Source organism: Enterococcus cecorum DSM 20682 = ATCC 43198, from assembly GCF_000407565.1.
Classification (GTDB): domain Bacteria; phylum Bacillota; class Bacilli; order Lactobacillales; family Enterococcaceae; genus Enterococcus_E; species Enterococcus_E cecorum.
Window position 1 is genome coordinate 995,842 of sequence record NZ_ASWI01000004.1, and the last position, 24,889, is coordinate 1,020,730.

Annotated in this window: 26 protein-coding genes and 1 riboswitch; of the genes, 3 read left to right on the forward strand and 23 right to left on the reverse strand. The window is 35.1% G+C overall.

Annotated elements, in window-relative coordinates:
• Positions 1–12: 12 nt before the first annotated feature.
• Both I567_RS10860 and I567_RS10865 read right to left on the reverse strand, forming a co-directional pair.
• Entirely contained in the window at positions 13–636 is a 624-nt protein-coding gene (locus tag I567_RS10860; protein ID WP_016252273.1) for a DUF47 domain-containing protein, read from the reverse strand.
• A 12-nt stretch (positions 637–648) separates the two neighbouring features.
• Entirely contained in the window at positions 649–1,680 is a 1,032-nt protein-coding gene (locus I567_RS10865; protein WP_016252274.1) for an inorganic phosphate transporter, read from the reverse strand.
• A 288-nt stretch (positions 1,681–1,968) separates the two neighbouring features.
• Between I567_RS10865 and rpsT the strand changes: the two genes are divergently transcribed.
• On the forward strand, positions 1,969–2,223 hold the full coding sequence (gene rpsT / locus I567_RS10870) for a 30S ribosomal protein S20 (protein WP_016252275.1): 255 nt from the start codon (positions 1,969–1,971) through the stop codon (positions 2,221–2,223).
• A 43-nt stretch (positions 2,224–2,266) separates the two neighbouring features.
• On the opposite strand, the gene holA is transcribed toward rpsT, so the two are convergent.
• The 10 genes from holA to gloA2 all read right to left on the reverse strand — a co-directional run bounded on the left by holA (position 2,267) and on the right by gloA2 (position 12,080).
• Positions 2,267–3,277, reverse strand: a complete 1,011-nt coding sequence (gene holA, locus I567_RS10875) for a DNA polymerase III subunit delta (protein WP_016252276.1) — start codon at positions 3,275–3,277, stop codon at positions 2,267–2,269.
• A gap of 54 nt (positions 3,278–3,331) precedes the next feature.
• Positions 3,332–5,608 carry a DNA internalization-related competence protein ComEC/Rec2 gene (locus tag I567_RS10880; RefSeq protein ID WP_016252277.1) on the reverse strand — a complete coding sequence of 759 codons (2,277 nt, stop codon included), beginning with the start codon at positions 5,606–5,608 and terminating at the stop codon, positions 3,332–3,334.
• A complete protein-coding gene (locus tag I567_RS10885) occupies positions 5,580–6,050 on the reverse strand; it encodes a ComE operon protein 2 (RefSeq protein WP_016252278.1) in 471 nt (156 codons plus the stop codon). The genes I567_RS10880 and I567_RS10885 overlap by 29 nt, the downstream gene beginning before the upstream one ends.
• Positions 6,051–6,077: 27 nt before the next feature.
• Entirely contained in the window at positions 6,078–6,743 is a 666-nt protein-coding gene (locus I567_RS10890) for a ComEA family DNA-binding protein (RefSeq protein ID WP_016252279.1), read from the reverse strand.
• 71 nt (positions 6,744–6,814) lie between these two features.
• Positions 6,815–7,432: an HAD-IA family hydrolase gene (locus I567_RS10895; RefSeq protein WP_016252280.1), complete on the reverse strand. Its 618-nt coding sequence runs from the start codon at positions 7,430–7,432 to the stop codon at positions 6,815–6,817.
• Between the two features lie 110 nt (positions 7,433–7,542).
• Positions 7,543–8,892, reverse strand: a complete 1,350-nt coding sequence (locus tag I567_RS10900) for a PFL family protein (RefSeq protein WP_016252281.1) — start codon at positions 8,890–8,892, stop codon at positions 7,543–7,545.
• A 13-nt stretch (positions 8,893–8,905) separates the two neighbouring features.
• Positions 8,906–9,172 (reverse strand): ACT domain-containing protein, encoded by a 267-nt coding sequence (locus I567_RS10905; protein ID WP_016252282.1) that lies wholly within the window; start codon positions 9,170–9,172, stop codon positions 8,906–8,908.
• Between the two features lie 162 nt (positions 9,173–9,334).
• Positions 9,335–10,000: a 3D domain-containing protein gene (locus I567_RS10910; protein WP_016252283.1), complete on the reverse strand. Its 666-nt coding sequence runs from the start codon at positions 9,998–10,000 to the stop codon at positions 9,335–9,337.
• Positions 10,001–10,317: 317 nt separating this feature from the next.
• The gene (locus tag I567_RS10915) at positions 10,318–11,538 is read right to left on the reverse strand and encodes a chloride channel protein (protein WP_016252284.1); all 1,221 of its coding nucleotides are present in this window, start codon (positions 11,536–11,538) and stop codon (positions 10,318–10,320) included.
• Positions 11,539–11,583: 45 nt separating this feature from the next.
• A riboswitch (Fluoride riboswitch) is annotated at positions 11,584–11,657 on the reverse strand.
• 42 nt (positions 11,658–11,699) lie between these two features.
• Positions 11,700–12,080 carry an SMU1112c/YaeR family gloxylase I-like metalloprotein gene (gloA2, locus tag I567_RS10920; RefSeq protein WP_016252285.1) on the reverse strand — a complete coding sequence of 127 codons (381 nt, stop codon included), beginning with the start codon at positions 12,078–12,080 and terminating at the stop codon, positions 11,700–11,702.
• A 146-nt stretch (positions 12,081–12,226) separates the two neighbouring features.
• Between gloA2 and I567_RS10925 the strand changes: the two genes are divergently transcribed.
• Positions 12,227–12,643: a DUF4809 family protein gene (locus tag I567_RS10925; RefSeq protein ID WP_016252286.1), complete on the forward strand. Its 417-nt coding sequence runs from the start codon at positions 12,227–12,229 to the stop codon at positions 12,641–12,643.
• A gap of 48 nt (positions 12,644–12,691) precedes the next feature.
• Here I567_RS10925 and I567_RS10930 read toward each other — a convergent pair whose 3' ends face one another.
• The 6 genes from I567_RS10930 to I567_RS10955 all read right to left on the reverse strand — a co-directional run bounded on the left by I567_RS10930 (position 12,692) and on the right by I567_RS10955 (position 20,056).
• Entirely contained in the window at positions 12,692–14,083 is a 1,392-nt protein-coding gene (locus I567_RS10930) for an L-cystine transporter (RefSeq protein WP_016252287.1), read from the reverse strand.
• Between the two features lie 244 nt (positions 14,084–14,327).
• Positions 14,328–15,587: a uracil permease gene (gene uraA, locus I567_RS10935; protein ID WP_018345292.1), complete on the reverse strand. Its 1,260-nt coding sequence runs from the start codon at positions 15,585–15,587 to the stop codon at positions 14,328–14,330.
• A gap of 123 nt (positions 15,588–15,710) precedes the next feature.
• Complete coding sequence (locus tag I567_RS10940) at positions 15,711–16,028, reverse strand: hypothetical protein (RefSeq protein ID WP_231940201.1); 318 nt, start codon at positions 16,026–16,028, stop codon at positions 15,711–15,713.
• A complete protein-coding gene (locus tag I567_RS10945; protein ID WP_016252290.1) occupies positions 16,021–16,389 on the reverse strand; it encodes a hypothetical protein in 369 nt (122 codons plus the stop codon). Before I567_RS10945 ends, I567_RS10940 begins: the two co-directional genes overlap by 8 nt.
• A 110-nt stretch (positions 16,390–16,499) precedes the next feature.
• Positions 16,500–17,975 (reverse strand): ribosomal protection-like ABC-F family protein, encoded by a 1,476-nt coding sequence (gene abc-f / locus I567_RS10950; RefSeq protein ID WP_016252291.1) that lies wholly within the window; start codon positions 17,973–17,975, stop codon positions 16,500–16,502.
• A 128-nt stretch (positions 17,976–18,103) separates the two neighbouring features.
• Complete coding sequence (locus I567_RS10955; RefSeq protein ID WP_016252292.1) at positions 18,104–20,056, reverse strand: heavy metal translocating P-type ATPase; 1,953 nt, start codon at positions 20,054–20,056, stop codon at positions 18,104–18,106.
• 83 nt (positions 20,057–20,139) lie between these two features.
• Between I567_RS10955 and I567_RS10960 the strand changes: the two genes are divergently transcribed.
• Positions 20,140–20,916: a MerR family transcriptional regulator gene (locus I567_RS10960; protein WP_016252293.1), complete on the forward strand. Its 777-nt coding sequence runs from the start codon at positions 20,140–20,142 to the stop codon at positions 20,914–20,916.
• Between the two features lie 76 nt (positions 20,917–20,992).
• Here the strand turns inward: I567_RS10960 and I567_RS12545 are convergent.
• The 5 genes from I567_RS12545 to I567_RS10990 all read right to left on the reverse strand — a co-directional run bounded on the left by I567_RS12545 (position 20,993) and on the right by I567_RS10990 (position 24,889).
• Positions 20,993–22,413, reverse strand: a protein-coding gene (locus I567_RS12545; protein ID WP_111736131.1) for an IS3 family transposase whose coding sequence is annotated in 2 segments (ribosomal slippage) — positions 20,993–21,846 and positions 21,846–22,413 — 1,422 coding nt in all. Because the reading frame shifts where the segments join, the coding sequence is not laid out codon by codon here.
• Positions 22,414–22,487: 74 nt separating this feature from the next.
• A complete protein-coding gene (locus tag I567_RS10975; protein ID WP_016252294.1) occupies positions 22,488–22,757 on the reverse strand; it encodes a DUF1294 domain-containing protein in 270 nt (89 codons plus the stop codon).
• Positions 22,758–22,818: 61 nt separating this feature from the next.
• Positions 22,819–24,174 (reverse strand): MATE family efflux transporter, encoded by a 1,356-nt coding sequence (locus tag I567_RS10980; protein ID WP_018345282.1) that lies wholly within the window; start codon positions 24,172–24,174, stop codon positions 22,819–22,821.
• Between the two features lie 31 nt (positions 24,175–24,205).
• Positions 24,206–24,526, reverse strand: a complete 321-nt coding sequence (locus I567_RS10985; RefSeq protein WP_016252296.1) for a hypothetical protein — start codon at positions 24,524–24,526, stop codon at positions 24,206–24,208.
• A 45-nt stretch (positions 24,527–24,571) separates the two neighbouring features.
• The gene (locus tag I567_RS10990) at positions 24,572–24,889 is read right to left on the reverse strand and encodes a thioredoxin family protein (protein WP_016252297.1); all 318 of its coding nucleotides are present in this window, start codon (positions 24,887–24,889) and stop codon (positions 24,572–24,574) included.

The following is a 24,889-nucleotide window of genomic DNA, read 5'->3' on the forward strand; positions in this document are numbered from 1 at the left end:
TTATATAAGTTACTAAGTATTTTTAATGATTAAATTACCAATTAAGTCTACTGCATTTTCAGTACTATTTGAGATCCATTCATAACGCTCATAAATCTCTTTCCATTTGATAATTTCTAACAAATCATTATCTCCAGAGAATAATTCTTTTTTCAAACGACTGAATAATCGATCTGCTTCAGATTCAGTATTTCTCACAACTTTTAATAAATCACGTAAATTTTTGGAATTTTTAAATTTAGGGAATTCGCGCATTGCATCTAATACACCCTTTGTTGCCTTTACAACCAAGTTAGCAAATAAATCTGTATCCGCACGCAATTCTTTAATAGATAGATTTTCAAACATATATGTAATGCCATTAATTCCATCTAAAATATCATCAAGTGATTCAGCTAGCAGCATGATGTCTTCGCGATCAATCGGTGTGATAAAGGCATCATATAATTCATTAGTTAATTCTAAAATTAATCTGTCATTTTCTTTTTCTAAGTGATGGATCAATTCTGATTCAGTTTCTAAATGGTCTAGAGAATAATTTTGCATTATTTTTTCTAGAACTTCTGCTGACTTATAGCCATTCTCTGCAATATTCTCTAATGTCTTAAAATAATCATACTTTTTTCTTCTTGCCATAATAAATTCTCCTTAAAAAATAGCTACAAAAAACTTAGCCATTACATAGGCAATAACCCCACAACCAGGGAATGTCATTACCCAAGCAAAAATCATTTCTTTTACAATGCGCCAATCGACACTACTTAAGCGTTTTGAGGCACCAACCCCCATGATGGCTGTTGTTTTCGTATGGGTTGTTGAAACTGGAATACCAAATACAGAAGCTAAGAATAAGCATATCGCCGCACTTAAATCTGCTGAAAAACCTTGGTAAGTTTCTAACTTAACCATATCCATACCTACTGACTTAATAATCTTCATTCCACCAACACTGGTTCCTAATCCCATGGTAATTGAACAAAGCGCCATCACCCAAAGCGGAATAGTAAAGCCATTGCCAGTTTTGTCTGCTAACCCATTATAAAATAATCCTAACATGAATACGCCCATAAATTTTTGACCATCTTGCGCACCATGTAAAAAGGCATTAGCAGCAGCCGAAATAGCTTGACCAATTGTAAAGAATTTATTCGCTTTTCTTCGAGGAATATTTTGGAATATTAATACTAATAATTTAGTTAATAAGTAACCTCCAAAAAATCCCATAATTGTTGAAACGACTAGACCGATAATAACTTTAAGCCATTCATCAACATTAACTGCGTTTAGTCCACCTAAGGCCATCGCTGCTCCAGTTAGACCGGCAATTAACGCATGCGATTCACTTGTTGGAATACCAAAATACCAAGCTGCTACTGCCCATACAACAATTGCAAACAATGAAGCGGCTAAGGCGACTTGTGCAGCCTGTATTCCTTGTGCATCAAAACTCACAATATTACTGATAGTTTCGGCAACTTGAGCATTAAAATATGTCATTACTAAGGCACCCGCAAAATTCATCACTACAGCCATCCAAATTGCAAAATTAGGAGCTAAAACTCTTGTAGATACCGCAGTAGCAATCGCGTTTGGCGCATCTGTCCAACCGTTAACAAAAATCACCCCTAATACAAGGGCAACGGTTATAAATAGTGCAATACTCAAATAATTCACCACCATAAATTTACTCCACCTGTTATGATAGCATAAAAAAAGAAAGATGTGTATATTTGACCTTAAGAAAGTTTTAAACAATTATCTAAAAAGTTTCTCATTTAAATCAAATATCGTAACTATTGTTGTAAATATCTATCTATTTTAATCATTCCTTCATCAAAAACAAAAAAATTTGTGTTAAGTAAAAATTCTTTACAACTTATTGTTGCAAAGCGTGCCGCCATTAGGTATAATGACAATTGTTGATTTATACGAAATTCGTATAAGAACTAATTATCGGAGGTGAAATAAATGCCAAACATTGAATCTGCAATCAAACGTGTTCGTACAAGTGAAGCTGCTAATGCTAAGAATTCATCTCAATTAAGCGCAATGCGTACAGCTGTTAAGAAATTCGAACAAGCTGTTGAAGCTGGTGCTGAAAACGTAGCTGAGTTACACAAAGAAGCAATCAAAGCGATCGACATGGCTGAATCAAAAGGATTAATCCACAAAAACAAAGCTGGTCGTGATAAATCTCGTTTAAGCAAAAAATTAGCTAAATAATGCTATCGATAAAAAAACCACGGTTAAAAACCGTGGATTTTTTTTAGCAATTTTTTAATAAATACATTTGAAAGGCAAAGTTTTTTTCTACCTGACCAGACTTTATTTGGTAATCCAACTCGACTAATTGATCAAATAAGTGTAATAAATCATGCATTTGATATTTTCTAACCTCTTGCATCGCTAATTTCACACGATAAGCATGGATTTTCAGCATATCCGCAATATTTCCTTGCTGATACCCTTGTTTCATCAAATATTTCACTTGAATGAGTAAACGAAATTGGCCAACTAATATTGCAATTAGTTTAATCGGCTCTTCATTTTGAATGCTCAAATCATGAAATAATTGCAAAGCTGAATTCGTTTGATGATGCAATATATATTGGGATAATTCAAAAATGTTCTGCTCTAGGGTTTTAGGTATTAATCGGTCAATATCATTTTTACTTACTTGATTGTCCTCACCTAAAAATAAATGTAACTTTTGATATTCCTGAATCACTCTAGAAAGTTGAAAATCACATTGTTTCAAAAAATATTCCAACACTTCTCTAGGAAATGTCATACCTTCGTTTTCTAAAAAATGTTGGAAATATTGTCGTACTTCATTTTCTTTTAAATATTGCACATCAATAATCTTCGCATTTTTCTTTAAAGCTTTTGTCACTTTTTTGCGTTCATCCAATTTTGGATAATCTGCAAATAAAACAAATATTGTCGATTCATTCGGTTGTTGGAAATAGTGAATCAATTGTTTTAACTGTTCTTCCTCTATGGCACGCTTGTCACTTGTTAAAAAATAGGGATGCTCTAAAAAGACTAACCGATAATCGCCAAAAAAAGGACTTGCTTGGATTTCCTCAAGTACAATTTGCATATCTACTTCTTCCCCGTCAAAAGCAGCAAAGTTTAAATCATCCTCTTGTACATTTAAACGATTCATAAATGCTTTTTTGACTTCTTCAATTAAATACTTTTCCTGGCCGCTTACCAAATAAAGATTAGCTAGTGCTTGTTGCGAAATAGCCTGTAATGACTGTTGTATACTCAATGAAATATTTCCTTTCCCACTTTTTTCTACATACATTATAACAAATTTAGTAAATTAATGCCCAAGATATTCCTTAATGTGCGAAGAAAAATGCCAACGATATTGAATCATGCCAAGCTGATCAGTTCGCCTAATTTGCACATGGTTTTCTTTTAGCGTTTGGATTGTCTGTTGGTGAGGATGACCATAACGATTTTTCTCACCGACCGAGATAATAGCCATTTGCGGCCGAATCTGTTGAATAAAGGTTGCATCTGTTGAAGTATGGCTTCCGTGATGTCCAACATGCAAGATATCCACTTTAAGTGTAGGGTACTTCCTTATCAACTCAATCTCACCTTCTTTAGGTAAATCACCCGTCCACATGAAAGATAGCGTATGAATTTTCGTGTAAAGTACCATAGAATCTTTATTTTCTCCTAAACCAGCTTTACTAGGCGCCAAAACCTGTAATGGTATTTTATGACCGATAATTTGGTTGGCTAAAACTTCATAAATTTTTGTTTGCTTTGGAAGCTGCTTTAATTTTCGGTTGATTTTTTCATTATGATGTGCACCTTTTGTTAGATAAACTTTTTTAACATTAAATTGTTCGCATATAGGCAACAAATCACCCATATGATCCATATCTCCATGCGAAAGAACCAGTGCATCAATGCGGTGAATACCCTCCCCTTTGAGATATGGCACTAATGAATAGTTACAATTCGGCTTTGATTTTCTTTTTTGCCACCCTTTCTTCTCCATTGCTATTTTACCTCCAATATCAATTACAATAACTTCTTGATTAAATGCGCTCTGGATCACACTACACGCCCCTTGCCCAACATCTACAAAAGTCACACGCACAAACAGATGCGTAAATGAAAAATATAAAAAAGGTAAGAACAGACAGATAACCGGCACAAGATAATGATAGCTTGATTGCAGGAATAATAATCCTAAAATCAAACAAATACCGACCAACCAACTAGGGATAGTCCCAAAATGAAGTTGAAAATTCACTAAAAATTGTAAGCTATACTCGATTCCTTTGACAATCCAATCAAAAGGCAGATTAAAAAATGGCAGCAATGGTGGGATAAAAGTTAGTAGAAACAATCCAAAACAATAAGGTAATAAAAGAAAAGTAAATAGATAGGAAAAAACAGCGGTTAATATCCCACCTAAAATCGGCCATTGAAAAAAGACACAAAACAAAAATGGTGCAGTTAATACATGTAAATATTGCATGAAAAGAAGCGACTGCCATTTTGATTTTGCATGCGGTATAAAAATCAGCAAAAATGAGACAAGTAGTGATAGCTGACCTGATAAAACTAAGAGCGTATTTGGAAATATAACCATTAAAATTAAGAGGACGATGCTAAATCGATCTAAACGGGATAACTTGATAGAAAGATGATTCAGTAAATAAGTGAGTAAATACGTAAAAGTTGCTCGTAAAACACTCATCGAAATACCAAATAAAAACATAGCCGTCAATGCACAAACAATAAACGGTAGCATTCTTTGCGCAAAAGATAAATGAAGGCGACGAAAAAAATAATCGAATAATCCCAAGAAGAAAATGACATGCATACCTGAGATCGTAAATAAATGTAAAATACCACTCATACTGTACAGAGATTGCATTTCTTGAAAATCCTGATTTTTATATCCAAATACCAAAGCTTGCACGTATTGACTTGCTTTTCTTGATAATTGTTCATGTACTTGCTTTATGCAATAAAAACGTAATTGAGATAGCAAAGTTTGCCCAGCTGAACCAGAAAGCACACGATATTTTTCAACAACAAACAAGCCGAAATAATTTTTATCTTGCAAATACTTCTCATAATCAAAGGCATGCTGATTACGAGAAGTATTTACTGACTGAAAACGACCCGTACAAGATAAACGGGTAAAGCTAGGGGCATCCATTCGCCACTTTTGCTGTTCATTTTCAGATTTTAATTGAATTTGAAGTCGGACTAATTTTCCTTTCATACGCCCATCTGCCGTTAATAAATCACCATTCACTGTCACCGAATCTGGATAGATAAGGCATTCCGTTTGAAGCAACTGACTACTTGGCGACTGCTGATGTCTTTGCAAATAGCCACTTCCTAAGCACAAAATTAGTACAATAAGGCTCAAAATACATAAAGTAACTTTTCTAGCATATAATAAATAAATGAATACATATCCTGCTATGAGTAACAATATCAATTGCGATAAAACCAAGCCATAGTAGCTACAGACGGTAAAAAGCGTACAATAGGCTATTTGGTTTATCCATGAAAAATCGCAATGCTTAAAACTATTTGGTAATGGAAGTAAGTTTTTCAAAATACTTTGGATCCAACTTCACTTGTTGAATCTCTACTCCAAGTTTTTGAATTAACTCGATTGCATAAGGATCATTATGATAGTCATGTAGATAATAGATTTTTTTAATTCCTGCTTGTAAAATAGCTTTCGTACAATGTAAACAAGGAAAGTGCGTAACATAAATTTCGGCACCATCCGTTGAAATACCTAATTTAGCACATTGTAATAAAGCGTTCATTTCAGCATGAATGGTCCGAATACAATGACCATCCACAACGTAACAGCCATGATCGATACAATGATTATCTCCGCTAACTGCCCCATTATATCCACCAGCAATGATACGACGATCTTTTACTAAAGTAGCTCCAACTTCCAGACGCGTACAAGTACTTCTTAAAGATAACAGTACCGCTTGAGCCATAAAATACTGATTCCAGGGAATTCTTTGATCTACCATATTGGCACCTCCAAAACTTGTTTTTAGTTATATTGTAATCGAGTCACGTAATTTTTCAACCGTCTTTTCACCAATTCCTGTCACTTTGGCTAAGTCTTCAATAGTCTTGAATGAACCATTTTCATTGCGATAATCGATAATTGCTTGTGCCTTTTTTTCACCTATGCCACTTAGCTGTTGAAGTTGTGTCAAATCTGCTTGATTAATATTTAGTTTTTCAGCATCTTTTGGCGATTTTTCAGCAGATTTTTCCTCCAAATGACCATTATTAGGGATATTTTCTGTATCTAGACTCTGTGCTTGATCTTGCGTTAAGATTATTATTTTTTGTTGATCTTGTATAACCATCGCCTGGTTTACCGTTTGAATCGCTGCATCTTCAGTTAACCCTCCCGCTTGTTTTAATAAATCGAAAAGCCGAGCCCCTTCTGATAACTGATAAACGCCTGGCTGTTTAACCGCACCTGAAATATCTACATAAATTTTTGCAGATTTAGATTCATCATTCGCTTGATCTTGCTCCTTTTTTGTGTCTACCGTTACTTCAGTAGTCGATGAAGTCTCAATTAGTAATTCTTTGTCTTCCTTTTCTTGTTGCGTAACAAGTAAAAATACTGCTATACCTAACAAAACTATGCCACATACGCCGACAACAAGCTGCCAAGTTTTTATTTTACGCCACCAATTTTGCATTTTTTTCACCTCTCTAATATATAAATACGAAAAAAATGAAAAAAAGCGTCAAAAAAAGACGAATAAATAAACTATTCGCCTAAAAATTTTACTATTTCTGTTAATGAGTGAACTTCATGATGGGCCTGTTTGATTTTAAAAAGTCGCTCATCATTATAAAAAATACTTTGTACACCGGCATTAATTCCCGCATCGATGTCCATTGGTCGATCACCAATCATGACTGTCTCTGTTTTATCCATCTGATATTTTTCAACTAAATACAAGAGTGAAGTCGGATTAGGTTTGCGGGGAAACTTATTTTCTGGACCAACGATTTCAACGAACAGTCCATCTAATTGTGAACCTTGTAATAACGCCTTGGCAGAAGCATTTTCGCGGTGGGTCAGTAAATAATTCTTACCACCTTTTTCAATCACTTTTTCTAATATGTATTTTGCATCATCATAGGCAAAAACATTACTCGTATCACTTTTTTCAAACTGCTTATATATTTGATCAAATTCTTCAAAATCTAACTGATATTGGTTTGCTAAGTCTTTGGATGATTGGATTTTAAGCGTTCTGTAAATAGCTGATGGCGTAATCGAAATTTGATAATGTTGCATCGTTTTTACATAAGCTTTCAACATTTTCGGATAGGTATTAAATAATGTGCCATCAAAATCCCAAATGAAGTTTTGATACATTTTGATTCCTACTTTCAAAGATAATTCCTTTTTACCTTATCCTAAATAGCTTTATTTTTCAAGAAAAAAATCGTCTTTTTACAGAAAATTTCCATAAAAAGACGATGCTGTTAATTTTTGAATGAATGAATTGGTGATGGAATTCGTCCGCCACGTTGAATAAATACATCCGAACTAGCTGAGTTAACCTTCATAACTGGCGCACTTCCCAGTAATCCACCGAATTCGATGGTATCACCAACTTTTAACTGATTGGCTGGAATTACTCTTACAGCAGTCGTTTTGTGATTAACCACGCCGATAGCTGCCTCATCTGCAATCATTGCCGCAATCGTACTCGCTGGTGTATCTCCTGGAATGGCAATCATATCTAAACCTACTGAACAAATTGCAGTCATTGCCTCTAATTTTTCAATATTTAAATAGCCTTGTTCCGCAGCTTGAATCATTCCGGCATCTTCGGAAACTGGGATAAAAGCACCTGATAACCCACCAACATGATTACAAGCCATGACACCACCTTTTTTGACCGCGTCATTCAGTAAGGCAAGTGCTGCAGTAGTCCCGTGAGTCCCAACTGATTCAAGACCCATTTCTTCTAAAATTTGAGCTACACTATCACCAACAGCAGGTGTCGGCGCTAAGGACAAATCCACAATACCAAAAGGGACCTTTAACCGTTCTGAGGCGATTTTACCAACCATTTGACCCATACGCGTAATTTTAAATGCCGTTTTTTTGACCGTTTCCGCAACAATATCAAAACTCTCACCTTTTACTTTTTCAAGCGCTCTTTTGACAACACCCGGTCCACTAACACCCACATTAATGACACAGTCAGCTTCACCTACACCATGAAACGCTCCGGCCATGAAAGGATTATCTTCTACTGCATTGGCAAATACGACCAATTTGGCACAACCCATATCAGATTTAGCAGCAGTTTCTTTGATGACTTCACCCATCAATTTAACTGCATCCATATTAATACCAGCTTTTGTCGAACCGATATTGACACTTGAACAAACAAAATCAGTTTGCGCTAGTGCTTCTGGAATGGATTCAATTAAGGCTAAATCACCAGCCGTAAACCCTTTTTCGACTAAAGCGGAATACCCACCGATAAAGTTAACCCCCACTTTTTTGGCAGCTTTATCTAAAACTTTAGCAAACTTCACACAATCTTTTGCATCAGCCTTAGAAGCCGCAGCAACAATTCCGATTGGGGTAACAGAAATACGTTTGTTAATAATCGGAATGCCATATTCTAATTCAATCGCTTCACCTACTGCAACTAAATTAGCTGCCTTTGTTATAATTTTCCGATAAATTTTTTCACAACTTCGATCAATATCTTCATCCATACAGTCTAACAAAGAAATACCCATAGTGATTGTACGAATATCTAAATTTTCTTCTTCGACCATTCGTATGGTTTCTAAAATTTGATTTACTTCCATCGTATTCCCTCCACTACAACTTATGCATGGCATCGAAAATTTCGGCATTTTGAATACGAATATCCACACCCAATTGTTCAGCCGTTTGATCTAGCTTCTCACAAATAACCTTAAAATCAGCATTTCCTTTTGATTCTAACACCATCATCATCGTAAAATATTCATTTAATATTGTTTGTGTGACATCAATAATATTTAGGTCTAAATCTGCTAAGGTTTGACTAACTTTAGCAATAATACCTACTTTATCCTTACCAATAACCGTTAAAATTGCTCTCATAACGAGTCCTCCTTTTTTTGTACAGTATAACACAAAAATTTTGCTTTAAAAATAAATATTTCATAAAAACAGCTTTTTTTAGATAGATTATCGTCTATTTCCGAACAATCCCCTCAATAAGAAAAAAATCCCTTCTGTAAAAACAAAAGGGAAAATGATAAATTAATCTAAAATTGTTACTTTGACTGTTCTTCTACCCCACTGAATACATTGTTCGTATGTAGAAAAATGAACATCAATAATATTACCTTTAATCGCACCACCAGTATCCGAAGCAATGGCCTCACCATAACCTTCAACATATAAGCGCGTACCTAATGGAATCACATTTGGATCAACTGCTACAGCCATTGGATTCGTTAATAAATTTTGGCCAGTTGCCGTTACTGTTCCTCCACCTAAACTGTCTCTTGGATCTGAACTATAAGCCGTTGATTCCATATACAGAACTTTTCCAGTTACTTCATCAGGCGTGTTTTGCGAATCCGCTACTTGCTTTTCTTGTACGGTTTCTTCAGCTTTTGTCTCTTTCGGTGTTTGATCAATAATTACTTTATTGTGACGAATTAACTTGATACCACCTTCAGATTCTTGCGTTTCAATCTTTAATACTTGACCATCAAAAATCAAGTTTGGATTATCTATTTGATTATCTTTTGCAATTTTATCGACAAAATCGGTTGACCCAAAATATTTTTCTGAAATTTTCGAAAGTGTATCGCTTGAAGTCACAACATGTTTTATTTCTTCTGCATGTGCATTCACACTTCTAACATCAAATGACACAATCACCATCAAACCAATGACGAGTGCTTTAATTGTCTTCATTGTATGTATATTCTCCTCTTCAATGTTGTTTGTTGTAAACCAACGTTGAATATCATATCTGAAAAATTGCATTTATAGGTTTCAATTACGTAACGAAAAATTGCAAGTTAATTAAACGTAAGCAAGATATTGTCGATTTTTTAATAAAAGTAGGCATAAACATTATGAAAGCAACATTTTCATTTATTGTCACCTCCGCAAAAAAAGAAGTTAAACCCTATGATTTTGCATAAAAAAATAAAAAAATGAAGTGATATTTACCCTAAAATGAGTAAATATTTCACTTCATTAATAATTATTACAAAAAAGAAATCGTTTTATATTTGGATTTTATTCAATTGCTTACCGTAAATAGATTGATCAAAATTGAAAAAGTAAGCAAAAGCACACACGATAAAGAAATAAGGAAAATAGTTAAAACCAAACACTTCACATCCAATTAAGATAGGGGCTAATAAAGTATTGGTCGCACTTCCAAAAACTGCCGCATATCCCAAAGCAGCCACTAAAATGACAGGCATATGAAAAAGACCGGCTAATACAATACCCAAGGATGCTCCGATTGAAAATAGTGGTGTCACTTCGCCGCCTTGGAATCCAACTGATAAAGTAACAATTGTAAATAATAATTTTGCGATAAAATCATATAAATAAATGGTTTGCCCCGAAAAGCTAGCGGCAATTAAATTTGTTCCTAAACCGGCATATCTCCCACCATGACAAAGTAATAAAAGTATACTCAAGACAATACCAACAATAAAAATACGCCAATAAGGGTTCACAATTTTCTCAGCCATAAAGGTTTTAAGATAAGCTAATCCTTTAGCGAATAAGCTACCTGTCAACCCAAAGATTACTCCGATAATCATCAGTTTGGCAAAATTTACAAAATGAAAAGCAAATGCATCGGAAACAAACACTTGAAATTTTTCTAGACCTAAGAAATGAGAAGTCCCACTTGCAATAAAAGCTGCAATCAATGCTGGTATCAACGCTGGATAAACTAATTGACCTACAAACATCACTTCTAACGCAAAAAATGTCGCTGCAATTGGTGTTTGAAACAATCCAGCAAACCCCGCTGCCATACCAATCACGATTAAAGTCGTTTGATGTTTTTTCAGATTTAATTTCTGACCTACTGTATGTGAAACTGTAGCCCCAATTTGGACAGCAACACCTTCACGACCAGCACTCCCCCCAAATAAATGTGTTAACCAAGTCCCACCAATAATAAATGGTACCAAACGTAACGGAATATCCGACGCATTTTTTTGCCCAACATCAAATATCAAGCCCATGCCTTGCTGGCTATTCTTTCCATATTTTTGATACATAAAGATGATGAACACCCCAATAATGGCTAAAAATGGAATAAAATAATACGGATGATCATCTCTAATATCCGTAATTGCCAATAATCCCATACCAAAATAGGCATCAATCACACCAACAATTAAACCAATAATAACAGCCAACGCAATCAACAATAGATACTCACCATAATAACTTCTTAACTGTAACCATATTTTTTTCACTTTCATCTTCCTTTCACAAAAAAAGCTGATGCCTCCATGATAAAAAAAATCATAGAAGTCATCAGCTGTAATAGCAGTTTAGGTAAAAACCAAGGGAGAACCTCATTCCCTATATTTGGAAGTATAGCCGACAAATTTGAGTGAGTCAATCATTTTTTATTTTATTCATGAAGTTCTAGTGGTAGCCCGTCTGGATCAAAGAAAAACGTCATCTTCTCACCCGTATAGTCATCTATTCGTATAGGCTCACATTCAATCCCTTTTTCAATCAATGCTGCCACAACTTCCTCAATATTTTCTACTTTGAAAGCTAAATGACGTAACCCACACGCTTCAGGATAACTTGGTCTTTTAGGTGCATCTTTCACACCAAAAATTTCTAATTCACAATCACCTAATTGTAAATCTAATTTGTAATCATCACGATGCGCCCGATAATTTTCACGAATGACTTGAAATCCTAATTTATCAACATAAAAAGTTTTACTTGCTTCATATTTTGCTGTAATAATTGCTACATGATGGATTTGACTTAAATTCATTGATAACCTCACATCTTTCCTTATTTGTTAATCATTCTAGCAATTCCCATTACAAAAAACAATGCATTGAGACAAATGAAAAGGAATACATAATGGCACTTTTCGTTTGTGAATGTTTTTGCTATAATTAGTTTGGAGGTGTTCCCATGGAAAATGCAGTAATAAAATTTGATCATCAATACGTTGATGGTGGCTGTAATGCATGTGGTGTTTTACGTTGTGAAACCTACAGTATGGATTATTTAAATAAAGAAGTTGGTTTTTCCTTTTTAGATATTGAAAGTTTGATTCAAGCCATCGCCCAAGTCAATCAATGGCGTCAAGACTATCAAGAAATTGGGATTGGTGAAGAAATAGATGGACTAACAAAAGCCGGTATCTTTGTTGAAGTTGAAAAACTAGGAAAACAAATGCGCTACAAAAATCAAGTAACAAATCAAATGTTAGTCGTTGATAATCAATACGACTCCAACGAAAAACTTTTTTCTACTATTAACCAAATCTTGCAAACCATTTTCGCTATTGATGAAATCCATTTTTCATTAGTTGAAATCGACAAATAAACAAAAGGCTAAGAAGTAAGTGCATCAACATACTTCCTAGCCTCTTTTTTATTCTTCTGTAGCAATTAATGCTTCTTGATCATTCAACACATCACGATTTAACTCATGAATACGATGGCTAGTCACTACACCGGCAACCATGCTGTCACTGACATTTACCAAAGTACGAGCCATATCGATTAAAGGTTCAACAGAAATAACTAATCCGACAATGGCAACTGGTAAATTCATTGAACCTAAGACGATTAAGGAAGCAAAAGTTGCGCCCCCACCGACACCTGCGACACCAAATGAACTAATCGTTACCACCACAATCAACATCAAGATAAAACTTAGACTATGAACGTTAATTCCGACTGTTGGTGCTACAATTGTCGCTAACATCGCTGGATAAACACCTGCACAACCATTTTGTCCAATTGATAAACCAAAACTTCCAGCAAAGTTAGCGGTTGTTTCATCTACACCTAAAGCCTTGGTTTGCGTTTCGATATTTAATGGTAAAGTCCCTGCACTTGAACGTGAAGTAAAAGCGAAACTTAAGGTAGGTAAGGCTTTTTTGAAATAAGTAATCGGATTAACTCTAACACTTAATAAGTATAATGAATGAACCCCTAATACAATAATTAAGGCACTATATGAAGCTAAGATAAATTTACCAAGATTAATGATTGCCTCAAAATCACTGGTTGCTAAAACATTAGTCATTAACGCAAATACACCATATGGAGTTAAACGCAAAACTAAAGTCACAATTCGCATCGTAATTTTATATAAACTTTCCATCAAATTTGCAAAAGTTTCTGCTTCTTTAGGTGCTTTTCTTTTCACACCTAGATAGCTAATACCGACAAATGCTGAGAAGATTACCACGCCAATGGTACTTGTTGGACGTGTTCCTGCTAAATCAGCAAAAACATTTGTAGGAATAAACGAAATAATTTGTTGTGGGATAGAAAGGTTTTCCACTTGGGTTTGACGCTCAGCTAATTGAGCAATTCTAGCTGTTTCGGCGGCACCTTTTGTAAAAGTAGCCCCATCTAAATGGAAAGCTAAGACTATCAAGGAACCAATCGTTGCCGCAATAGCTGTAGTTGAAAGTAAGACAAATAATACATTGGCACTGATTTTACCGATTTTATTGCTTTCTTTTATTCGCACAAAAGCACCTACGATAGAAACAAACACTAGCGGCATAACTAACATTTGTAGTAAATGCACATAGCCTGAACCGACAATTTGAATCCATTCTAAACTGGTAGTTAGGCTTTGATGTCCAACACCTAACACCACTTGTAAAATGCCTCCGAAGATTACTCCGGCAAACAATCCGATAAATACTCGATTTGAAAACTTCACATGCCTTTTTTGTAATTGATAAAACGTAACTAAACCAATAATAAAAATTGCAATAATCATTAAAGTAATTAGATTTGTCAATTTCTGCACTCCTTTAAATACACTGAAACCAGGTTTTTCTTTTTGACAAGTCTATCAGAGGAAGTAAAGGTTCCACAGTGACCATTCTCCAACAGTTCACTCTAATTGCGCGCTTCATTAGTGACAGTGTTTAGTATAGGGAGAAATTTCTCTTATGTAAACTAATCCAAGCGAATTTAGCGATAGAATGTTTTTATCGCAAAAAACGTCAAGCCCTAAAGCCTGACGTAAAAAATCATTTTCATTAACGATCATTAGTTAGATTGAATTTATCTAAAACATAAAAGATTAAGCCCATTAACATCCCCACAACACAAGCTAAAACCATACCAGTTAGTTGGATAGAACCGAATTGGACTTTAATCCCAGATAATCCTGTGACCATAATTACTGAAGTCATCGCCATATTTCTTGATTTACTGTAATCTACTTGTGAATCCACCAAAATACGGATACCTGACGCACCAATCATACCGTAAAGTAGGAAAGAAATCCCACCAATAACCGGCCCAGGAATAGTACTAATTAACGTTGTCATCTTACCAATAAATGAACTAATAATCGATAAAACCGCCGCACCGGCAATGACATAAACACTGTAAACTCTCGTCATCGCCATAACCCCAATATTCTCACCATAAGTAGTCGTTGGAACAGAACCAATAAATCCAGAAATCATTGTAGAAAAATTATCCGCAAATAAAGTCCGATGCAAGCCTGGATCTTGCAATAAATCTCGTTCGACAATCTTACTTGTTACAATTTGATGGCCAATATGCTCTGAAGTAACCACTAGCAACACCGGGATAATCGTTACAATCGCCTCTAATTTAAACTTCGGCATTGAAAAGTTAGGAAGTGAGAAAATAGGTGCCTGAGCGACTGGAGCAAAATCTACTATGCCACAAAATACCGCGGCAATATAACCGACAATAATTGCGATTAAGATTGGAATAACCGATAAAAATTTACGAAACATCACAGACCCAAATACAGCTACGAGTAATGTAACTAAAAAGACTGTTACGTTGGCACTAGAAATTTTATCCCCGGTCAATCCCGCATTACCAGCTGCTGTCCCGGCTAATTCTAATCCAATGAGCGCTACAACTGGACCCATCGCAGCTGGCGGTAATACTACATTAATCCAATTAGAGCCAAATTTGTAAATAATAAATGATAAAACGCACCCTAAGAAACCAACAGCCACAAAGCCTCCAAGTGCATAAGAATAGCCCCACTTAGAAATGACGATACTAGCTGGTGCCAAAAAAGCAAAACTAGATCCCAAATAAGCTGGAGCCTTACCTTTAGTAATAAAAATAAATAATAGTGTTCCTAAACCATTCATAAATAAAACGATTGCTGGATTAATCCCAAAAATAAACGGAACTAAAACAGAAGCACCGAACATCGCAAACATATGTTGCAAGCTCAAAGGTAATAAAAGTTTAAATGGTACTTTTTCTTCAACTTGAATGATCTTTCTTTCTGCCACAATCATTGCCTCCTTGAATTATTCAGATAAAAAATTTTATCTTTGTTAGGATAGCATAAACTCTGGTAAAAAACTAGTAAAAATCGCAAAAAAATATGTGTTTTAGAAAAAATATTCGGCTTTTATCGTTTAAAGTTTCTCACCAATTTTTTGAATATGGTTTTCAATGATTTGATAAGCAAAAGAAGCATACTGTGAATGAGTAGTTATCTTATCTGGTGCATATTGTTGGACAAATTCATACAGCATTTTTAAGTGATTGGGTCGCTTAACTTCCTGTTCCCAATCAATAGCTAATAGGGCCTCATTTTCTTGATTGAGATCAATCAATGCGAGATAGCAAATCATCAAATATTCCTCTTTACAATGAATTTGATAATCAAAACAATCAATATCTTCTAAATAATCCAAAAATCTTTGAATCCCTTCGACTACATTCTCACTCAAAAAAATAAATCATCGTACTGATATAATAGATTTCTGTTGGTAGGGCATTCATTTTCAAGGAAAGGCGTTCACAAATAAAAGCCATCTTATCTTGAAATTTGCTGAATGATTTGACAGTGACTGCTAAACAAAATGACGTTGCTACGTTCACATCAGCACCTGGCCAATCATAGCAAGCATGTAAATTTGGGTAGATTTTCTTTGTAAATTTACAGAATTTATCGTAATCAAATTTTTTTATCATAGGAAAAACCACCTGACAAGTTTCTGGAAGATATAATGCAGACGGATAATGATGATATAAGCGATCTAATATTTCTTGAAGTATCGATTTATGTGTCGGTGTAACTTTAAATTTCAAAAAAGCACCTCTTTTTGGATAACATTTATTCCATAATAATGAATATCTATCTAAAATACAAGTCCCTAACCACACTTATTATCTTGTTATCTTGGCTAGGGACTAAAAATTTATAATTCAATTCGTTTTGTAGCAATTTTATCTTGGAAAACTTCATCATGTTCCACAAAAATAATGGTCGCTTTAGAAGCTAATAGCATCGCTTCAATTTGCATTCTAGACTCTAAATCAATATAATTTAACGGTTCGTCAAAAATATACATATGACAAGGTTGACACAAAACGGCAGCTAAGAGCACTTTTTTCTTTTGCCCAGCACTCAAATCTGATAAATTTTTTTCAAACTGTTCACGTGCAAACCCCAATTTTCGTAATAGCATCAAAAAATGGGTGACATCCAAGTGCTGATCTTGAGCAAATTCTTTAAAAGTACCACTTATTTGGCTAGCATCTTGCGCTACATAACCAACCATTAATTGCGGACTAATTTCGACCTTCCCTTTATACTGAGAATGTTGATCTAATAAAACTTTTAAAAGACTGGATTTTCCTGAGCCATTTTTCCCAGTAATCAACACTCTATCCCCTTGATTGACTTCAAAACTGACTGGATTTTCATACAAGGCATGCTGATTAAAATAAATATTTAAATTTTCAACATAAATCATTCGCTTTTTAGGAAAATCTAAAATAGGTAAGGTTAACTGCTCTACTTCTTCAACATTTTTTAAAAGTTTTTTCTTATCTTCTATTGCTTGATTCATTCGCGCTTCTTGCACTTTTGAGCGCTTCATCATCTTTGCTGCTTTATGACCAACAAAGCCACGATCTGCTACACCATGGCCAATTTTAGTTGCTTCCACTTGGTCTGACCACCCAGCTTTTTGACGCGCACTCTGACCTAGACGCTTGATTTCTTTTTTAAGAGACTCATTTTTATGGATTTCAAATTGCTCTTGTCGTTTTTTATTTTCATACCAACTGGAAAAATTTCCTTGTTGTAATTCGATATTAGCTTTATTTAATGCTAAAACATGGTCAATACAACTATCCAGTAACTTTCGATCATGCGAAACAAGAATAAAGCCTGATTTTTGTTGTAAATAATGACTTACAGCCTCTCTTGCCTCGTCATCCAAATGATTGGTTGGTTCATCAATTAATAAAAAGCGTGCTTCTCCGGCGAAAAGACTTGCTAAAAGAAGCTTGGTCTGCTCACCATTTGATAATTGCTGATATTGCAAATAAAGATGTTCAATATCAAATTGTAACAAGGTCAACTCGCGAATTATCTCCCAATCTTCAGCCAGTGGATTAACTGTTTGGGCGACTTCAATAGCCATTTGTGTACGTTGCTCATCATGCATGGCGTACGGAAAATAGAGCATTGGCACTAAAGCATGAATTTCACCTTTACAGGGTAGTTGTCCAGCTAAAATTTTTAAAAAAGTTGTTTTGCCTCGTCCATTTCGGCCAATAAATCCTAATTTCCAAGTAGTATCTAAGTGTAAATTCACTTGATTAAAAATAGTATCAAAACTACCTTCATACTGAAAGCTTAAATTTGAAATTTGAATATTTGACATATTTTTCCTCCTAGGTAAGTATAGATGCTTATCTAAGTCGGAATTGCGGGTAATTACGCTACACACTTCCCGACTTTATAATGGTGTATAGCGTAAGACATGTACAATTTCACTTTCTAGCAACATCCTCATTCCTTTCTTAATTTTAGTAAACGTAATGAATTGAGCAACACAAGCATCGTGCTACCTTCATGTAACGTAACACTTACAAGAACCGATAAATGCCCAAAGAAGGTTAAGCCAATTAAACATAATACACTTAACATGGCAAAAATCATATTTTGGTTGGTGATTTTCTCCAAACGGTGAGAGACTTGAATCGCTTGCGTAATATTTGGCAATTCATCCTGCATTAATATCATGTCCGCTGTTTCAATAGCAATATCGCTTCCTTGGCCCATCGCAATCCCAATATCGGCTTTCGCTAAAGCAGGTGCATCATTGACCCCATCGCCAACCATTGCCACGAAATCATATTTTTGTTGCAATTTCTGCACAATTGCAGCTTTATCCTCTGGTAATACTTCACTGATTACTTCATCTATTTCTAATTTATCAGCTATACTTTGTGCCGTTAACTGTGCATCACCAGTAATCATAATCGATTTGATATTCTGTTTTCTTAGTTGTGCAATAACTTCAGCAGATTGTTCTTTTGGTAAATCTTGAAACGCAAAATAACCAATGACTTCTTGATTAAGCGCAAATAAGACAACCGTACAGCCAGCTTTTTCATTTTTTGTCACTTTTTCTTGCCAAAAGGTATCTAAAGCGGTAAAGTGCGACGGTTTTGCAATTAAAAATTCATTTCCCTGATAATATCCCTTGACCCCAACACCTACTTCATTTTTTATTTCCATGTCTTCTATTCGTGCAACATCAGAAAAGCGTGTGACAATCGCTTGAGCAAGTGGATGATTGACTTGTGCTTCCATTGAAACGGCCAATTGAACGAAATCTTCGCTTGTAAACCCATCGCGTGATTGCATCTCATAATTCACGAATTGCGGTTTGCCTTGGGTTAAGGTGCCTGTTTTATCAAAGGCGATGGCTTGTACTTCTTTTAATTGATATAAGTAGTTGCCCCCTTTAAACAAGGTCTTCGCTCTAGCCAAACTTGAAATGGCACTTAAAGTAGCTGGTACAACAGAAACAGCTAAAGCACATGGAGAAGCAGAAACTAAGAACACTAACGAACGATTGAATGAGACATCGCGACTCCACCCAAATAACATTGATCCAAAGAGTAGTAATAAAATAAATATTCCAATAACAAAATTGACATACACTGGCTCATAACGATCGATTTTTGTTGCAATCTTTGGTACATTTTGTTGAGCTTGTGAAACAACTTGGACAATCTTAGCAAAGACAGTCTGTGAATACTTTTTCGTCACTTGAATCACAAGCGGTGCATCAAGATTAATTGTCGCACCATATACTGTATCGCCCACTTGTTTTTCACGAGGGATGGATTCACCGTTGATAGTGGATTCATCAATACTACTCATCCCTTTAATAATCAAACCGTCAATTGGGATTTGTTCACCATTGGCTACTTGAATATAATCGCCGACATGTAATTCTTCAACCAACACTTCTTCTAATTGATGACTGGCATTTAATCTTTTAGCCTTTTTAGGACTAAGCGACATTAAATTGGTAATTTCTCGACGACTCTTTCCTTCCACATAATCTTCTAAAAAGTGGACACCCGCAAAAATGAAAATTAACACTGCGCCTTCTAGTGCTTCACCTAACAATACCGTCCCAATTGCTGCCAATGTCATCAATACATGCGCATTAGGTGTCAAGCGATGGCGGATTTTTGTTTTTTCAATCGTATCTTCTATTCCTTCAAACATCACATGATAGCCAGAAATAAATAATGACAAAGCAAAAAGCACTTGTTTGATTGTTGGTGAAAAGGGTAAGATTAACGCTAAAAGGGTCAAAATTATTCCTGCAAAATATAATAGTAAAGCTGTTTTTGATTCATGATGATGGTGATGATGATGTCCTTCATGAGAATGTACATGATGGTATTCACAATCATGATGATGTGCATGTTGAATATCCATAATAATCCCTACTTTCTTTTTATCAATTCCCTTGCTATACTCATAGTATAAACTATACCTTAAAGGGAGACTCAAGAGTTATTATGGAAAAATCTCAACTTTTTACCATTCATCAATTAGCTAAATTTACCGGCATCCCCATTAAAGCCCTACGTTATTATGAAAAAATTCAAATATTAACCCCACGATATATCGATGAAACCAATCGTTATCGGTATTATTCATATGATCAAGTTACTTATGTCAATATTATTAAAATGTGTGCAAATTATGGGATTCCACTGAAAAACATTCAAGAATTTATAATTCAAGACAATAAAATAGATATGCAAAAAATCATCGACTTGATGCAACAACTATTAGAAGAAAATCAAAATCAATTACAAAAAGACCGCGCCTTCTTACATAATTTACAAAGTCAGATAAATATTTCTAAACAAGTACACAAATCCCATGAACTAGCCGTCACGAAAGAACATAATGACTATTTATTACAACCATTTGAAGGAGAGTTTTTTACTAGTGAATATTATGTTGGTTTACAAAAAATGTTGGAATGTATCCAAGAAAGACATATTCAATATTATAATCGGATGGGGTGCTTTATCTGTTGGCAAAACGGAGAATTAAAAAAATATCTAGCCTTAGAAATTGAAGGCCACACACGAGAAACAGCTAACCTACAAATCCTTCATTTACAAAACCAAGAAGCCTGTATTTGTCATATTCAAAAAAATGAGCTTGATCAACAACTAGACCAATTAATCAAGAAAGACTTCCATCAGTTCCTAATATTAGAAACTTTTGAAGCCACCTACCACATGCACCATCCTCATTTAGAACTACAAATATTGCACTAAAAAAGGACGCAACTCAATGAGGTGACCCCCAAAAGTTAGACTTTTTTACGAGACGACTCCGGTCGTCTCGTTTTCATTATGCAGCTAAAAGATGGAGCCTATATTGAACAGGACTCATCCATCCTAACTTTTCTTTTATTCGTTGTTCATTATAATACTTTATAAATCGTTCTATTTCCATTTTTAATTCCTCATAGCTATAGTAAATAACGCCATAGTATATCTCTTGCTTAAGCAGACCGAAGAAATTCTCCATTACGGAATTATCTAGACAGTTGCCCTTTCGAGACATGCTTTGAAATATTCGTTCTTCTTTTAGCCTGTGAGAGTATGCCTTCATCTGGTATGCCCAACCCTGGTCAGAATGGAATGTTCGTCTATAAGGGCAGTCTGAAGTGATTTCAATGGCTTTATCCAAGGCATTCATTACATTCTTTGCTGAAGGTTTCTTATCGATGCTGTAACTTAGTATTTCTCCATTACACATATCCATAAATGGATCTAAATACAGCTTATGCATTGTCATATGTCCTTTGACATCAACTTCATAATACTTAAATTCAGTCGTATCCGTTGTGATTTTTTGATGGGGTATGTGCGTATTAAAGCGTCTGCGAATTCTGTTGGGTGCAATGGTACCAATCCTGCCCTTATAGGAACTATATTTCCTACTTTTGCGTGTGTAGGATGTCACCTGCAAGCCAAGTTTTTGAACTATTCGCTGAACCTTCTTTTTGTTGATGAGATATCCCTGATTATGAAGCTCTCCATGTATTCTACGATATCCGTAATCCTTATTATTCTTACGGATTTCTTGGATTTTTTCTTCAAGTTCTTTGTCAGGATTTTCTCTATCAAATCGTTTTTGCCAATACATATATGTTGCTTTAGGCATGCCTGTATAAGAGAGAAGGTCTTTTAGTTTGAATTCTCGTCGGAGACTGTTGATGACGAGTGCCGTTCTCTCATTTTTTCCTCGTCCTCTAAACGCAGCCTCCTCAGTTCTTTTAAAAAGGCATTCTCAATTCTCAATTTAAGAAGTTCATCTTCTAGCTCTTTTACATGTTCTGCACTTGTATCAACAGAAGATTCTTCAACTGGTTTGTTTTGTGTATTGCCATTAGTTGTATTCAATGTTTTCTTTCGTCCCTTCTTGCGTGGTCTTAGGGCATCAGGACCAGCTGCACGAAAGCGACTCACCCAATTTGTGATCATACTTGGATTAGTAATTCCTTCTTGCAGAGCTAAATCTTGATATGAGATTTCACTTGATAAATATAACTCTACTATAGAAAGCTTCTTTTCAAAAGAATAAAAATCTTTTTTTCTAGAACGTTTTAATCCTTCATCACCAAATGCTTTGTAATTATCCACCCATAGTTTAACTTTATTAGCAGATGGAATGCCGAACTTATTTGCAAGATAAGTATAACCACTTTCGCCATTAAGATAAGCATTTACAACTTGCTTTTTAAACTCAAAAGAATATTTGGACATAAAAATACCGACCTCCAATTGTTAGATTTTATGGTCTAACTTTTGGGGGTCGGTACACAACACGTCCTTTTTTTCTATTTAAAAATATAATCTTTTAACAATAAGGCAACTATAAATTGAATAGCAAAGATAACAGGCAATCCATAACGAAACATAAATTTTCTCGTTTTATGTTGGAAGGCTGCCATCCCTAATAGACCGCCGACACTTCCGCCAATTATCGATAGTCCAAATAATGTTGCCTCGCTAATCCGCCATTTATGACGCATAGCACGCTGTTTATCAACCCCAAACACACAAAAAGTTAATAAGTTTATCACTCCAAAATAAATATAACCAAACATTTTATCACCTTCTTATGTATTATTGAAAAACATTATAGTCTAAGAGAGATGAAAATGAAAATCATTGACTTAAAACTTTGATAAATCTTAAGAGAAATGGCAGAGAAATCATTGCCGCTAAAAGAAATGCTAGTGGTTGGGCCATTTGGATACCCATTAAGCCATAAATATTTGGCAATAAATAGATTAGAGGGATGAAAAACAAGCCATTTTGCGCACAAGCTAGAAACGTTGCCTTCCCACTATTACCAGTACTTTGGAAAGTCATATTGGCAATCGATACAGTTGGTAAAAATAATTGAGCCACACAAGAAATTCTCAGTGCCAATACACCGATGCTTAAAATTGCTACATCGTGTCTGAAGAAATGAATCAACTCAGGTGCAAAAATAAAGCTAGCTATACTTAAAACAGCGATGACTAAACTTGAAAATCCCCATGTAAAAAGAATTCCTTGTTTCACCCGTTGAAATTTTTTTGCCCCATAATTAAATGAAGATACAGGTTGAAATCCTTGCCCAATCCCCACACAAACAGAAAACATCAATTGCATACACTTAGCCACAATACTCATCGCCGCTATACAAGCATCTCCGTAAAGACCCGCTTGGACATTCAAACATAGATTAGACAAACTATTCAAACCTTGACGTGTTAAACTTGGAAAACCATTTTTAATAATATTTAACATCAGTTTTGGACTAAAATTCAAATATCGCCATTCAATCCTACTTTGTGACCGCTTCTGAGCAAACATCGCAAAAAGGATAAACATACTGATATACTGCGAAATTGCAGTAGAAAGACCGGCACCTTGAATACCTAGATGAAAAGTAAAAATCAAGATGGGATCTAAAATCGTATTTAATACCCCGCCTGTAACAAGTCCGACCATCGCTAATTTCGCTAAGCCTTCATAACGTAATATATTATTCATGACACAACTAGTTGTAAACGCAGGGGCTGCAATTAATATGTAAAAACCGTAACTTTTCGCATAAGGTAAAATAGTTGGCGTACTCCCTAAAAAACGCATCAAAGGCGTAATCAACCAAAGCCCAAAAAACAAGAAAAAGATGCCCATTAAAAAAGCCATCGCAAAGCCTGTTGTACTGTATTGGCGCGCACGTTCAATCTCTCTTGCGCCTAATAAACGACTAATCCAACTACCCGAACCATGCCCACACATAAAACCGAATGCCTGCAAAATCGCCATTAAGCTAAATAATATTCCTACAGCACCACTAGCAGAAACACTAATTTTTGAAACAAAATAAGTATCTGCGGCATTATAAATCGTTGTAATCAACATGCTGATTACCGTCGGCACACATAAAGATAAAATCAACTTATTGACTGGCATTTCCGTCATTTTACGATAATGGATTTCTGCTCTTTTTTTCATTGCTTCTTCCATAAGTCATCTTCTTTCTAAACTTCCACTTTTCTTATTCGGTTAAAGGTTCAAGATAATGGATCTTTTTCCCATGCTCATGCGCATATTGAATTTCAGAGGCCGTGCTCTTACCAATGTAGCCACCCACATTAATCACAAAAATTTCATCCGCTAAATCAATTTTGCGCTTATGCATATCATCAAGCATCGTTTTTGTCTGACCGTCCCAAGCTTCAACATCACCTGAATGACCAAACAATCCCACACTAATCACAATATTCCCTTGAAGCGTTAAATCCTTTTGCGCTTTTATGAATTCATCTTTAAACCGTGTACTCCCACATAGCGTAATAATTTTATACTTGCCAATCATTTTAAAAACCTCGATTCCATGAAAATAACCGCTAACCAAAATCGGCTAGCGGACAGTTGATAATCTTTCAAGCTGTTGCGTTAATTGTTTAAAATCAATTATTCTTGCCTGGCGATGAAATTCTTTGCCAGAGTGAAATAAAATCACAACTGGCGCAGTAAACAAACTTAATTGCCCTTTTAACATCGGCACCTTTTCTAAATCGACAAAGTAAGCTGGAAAATCATATTGCTGAACCAAACGCTCAACCTTTGGAAAATCCGCCATACAGACACTACAATTGACTTGTTTGCCATAAAGAAGAAAAGTTTGTTTTTCATCTAATAATTTTTGATAACTTTCAAAATCTTGAATTTCAAACAT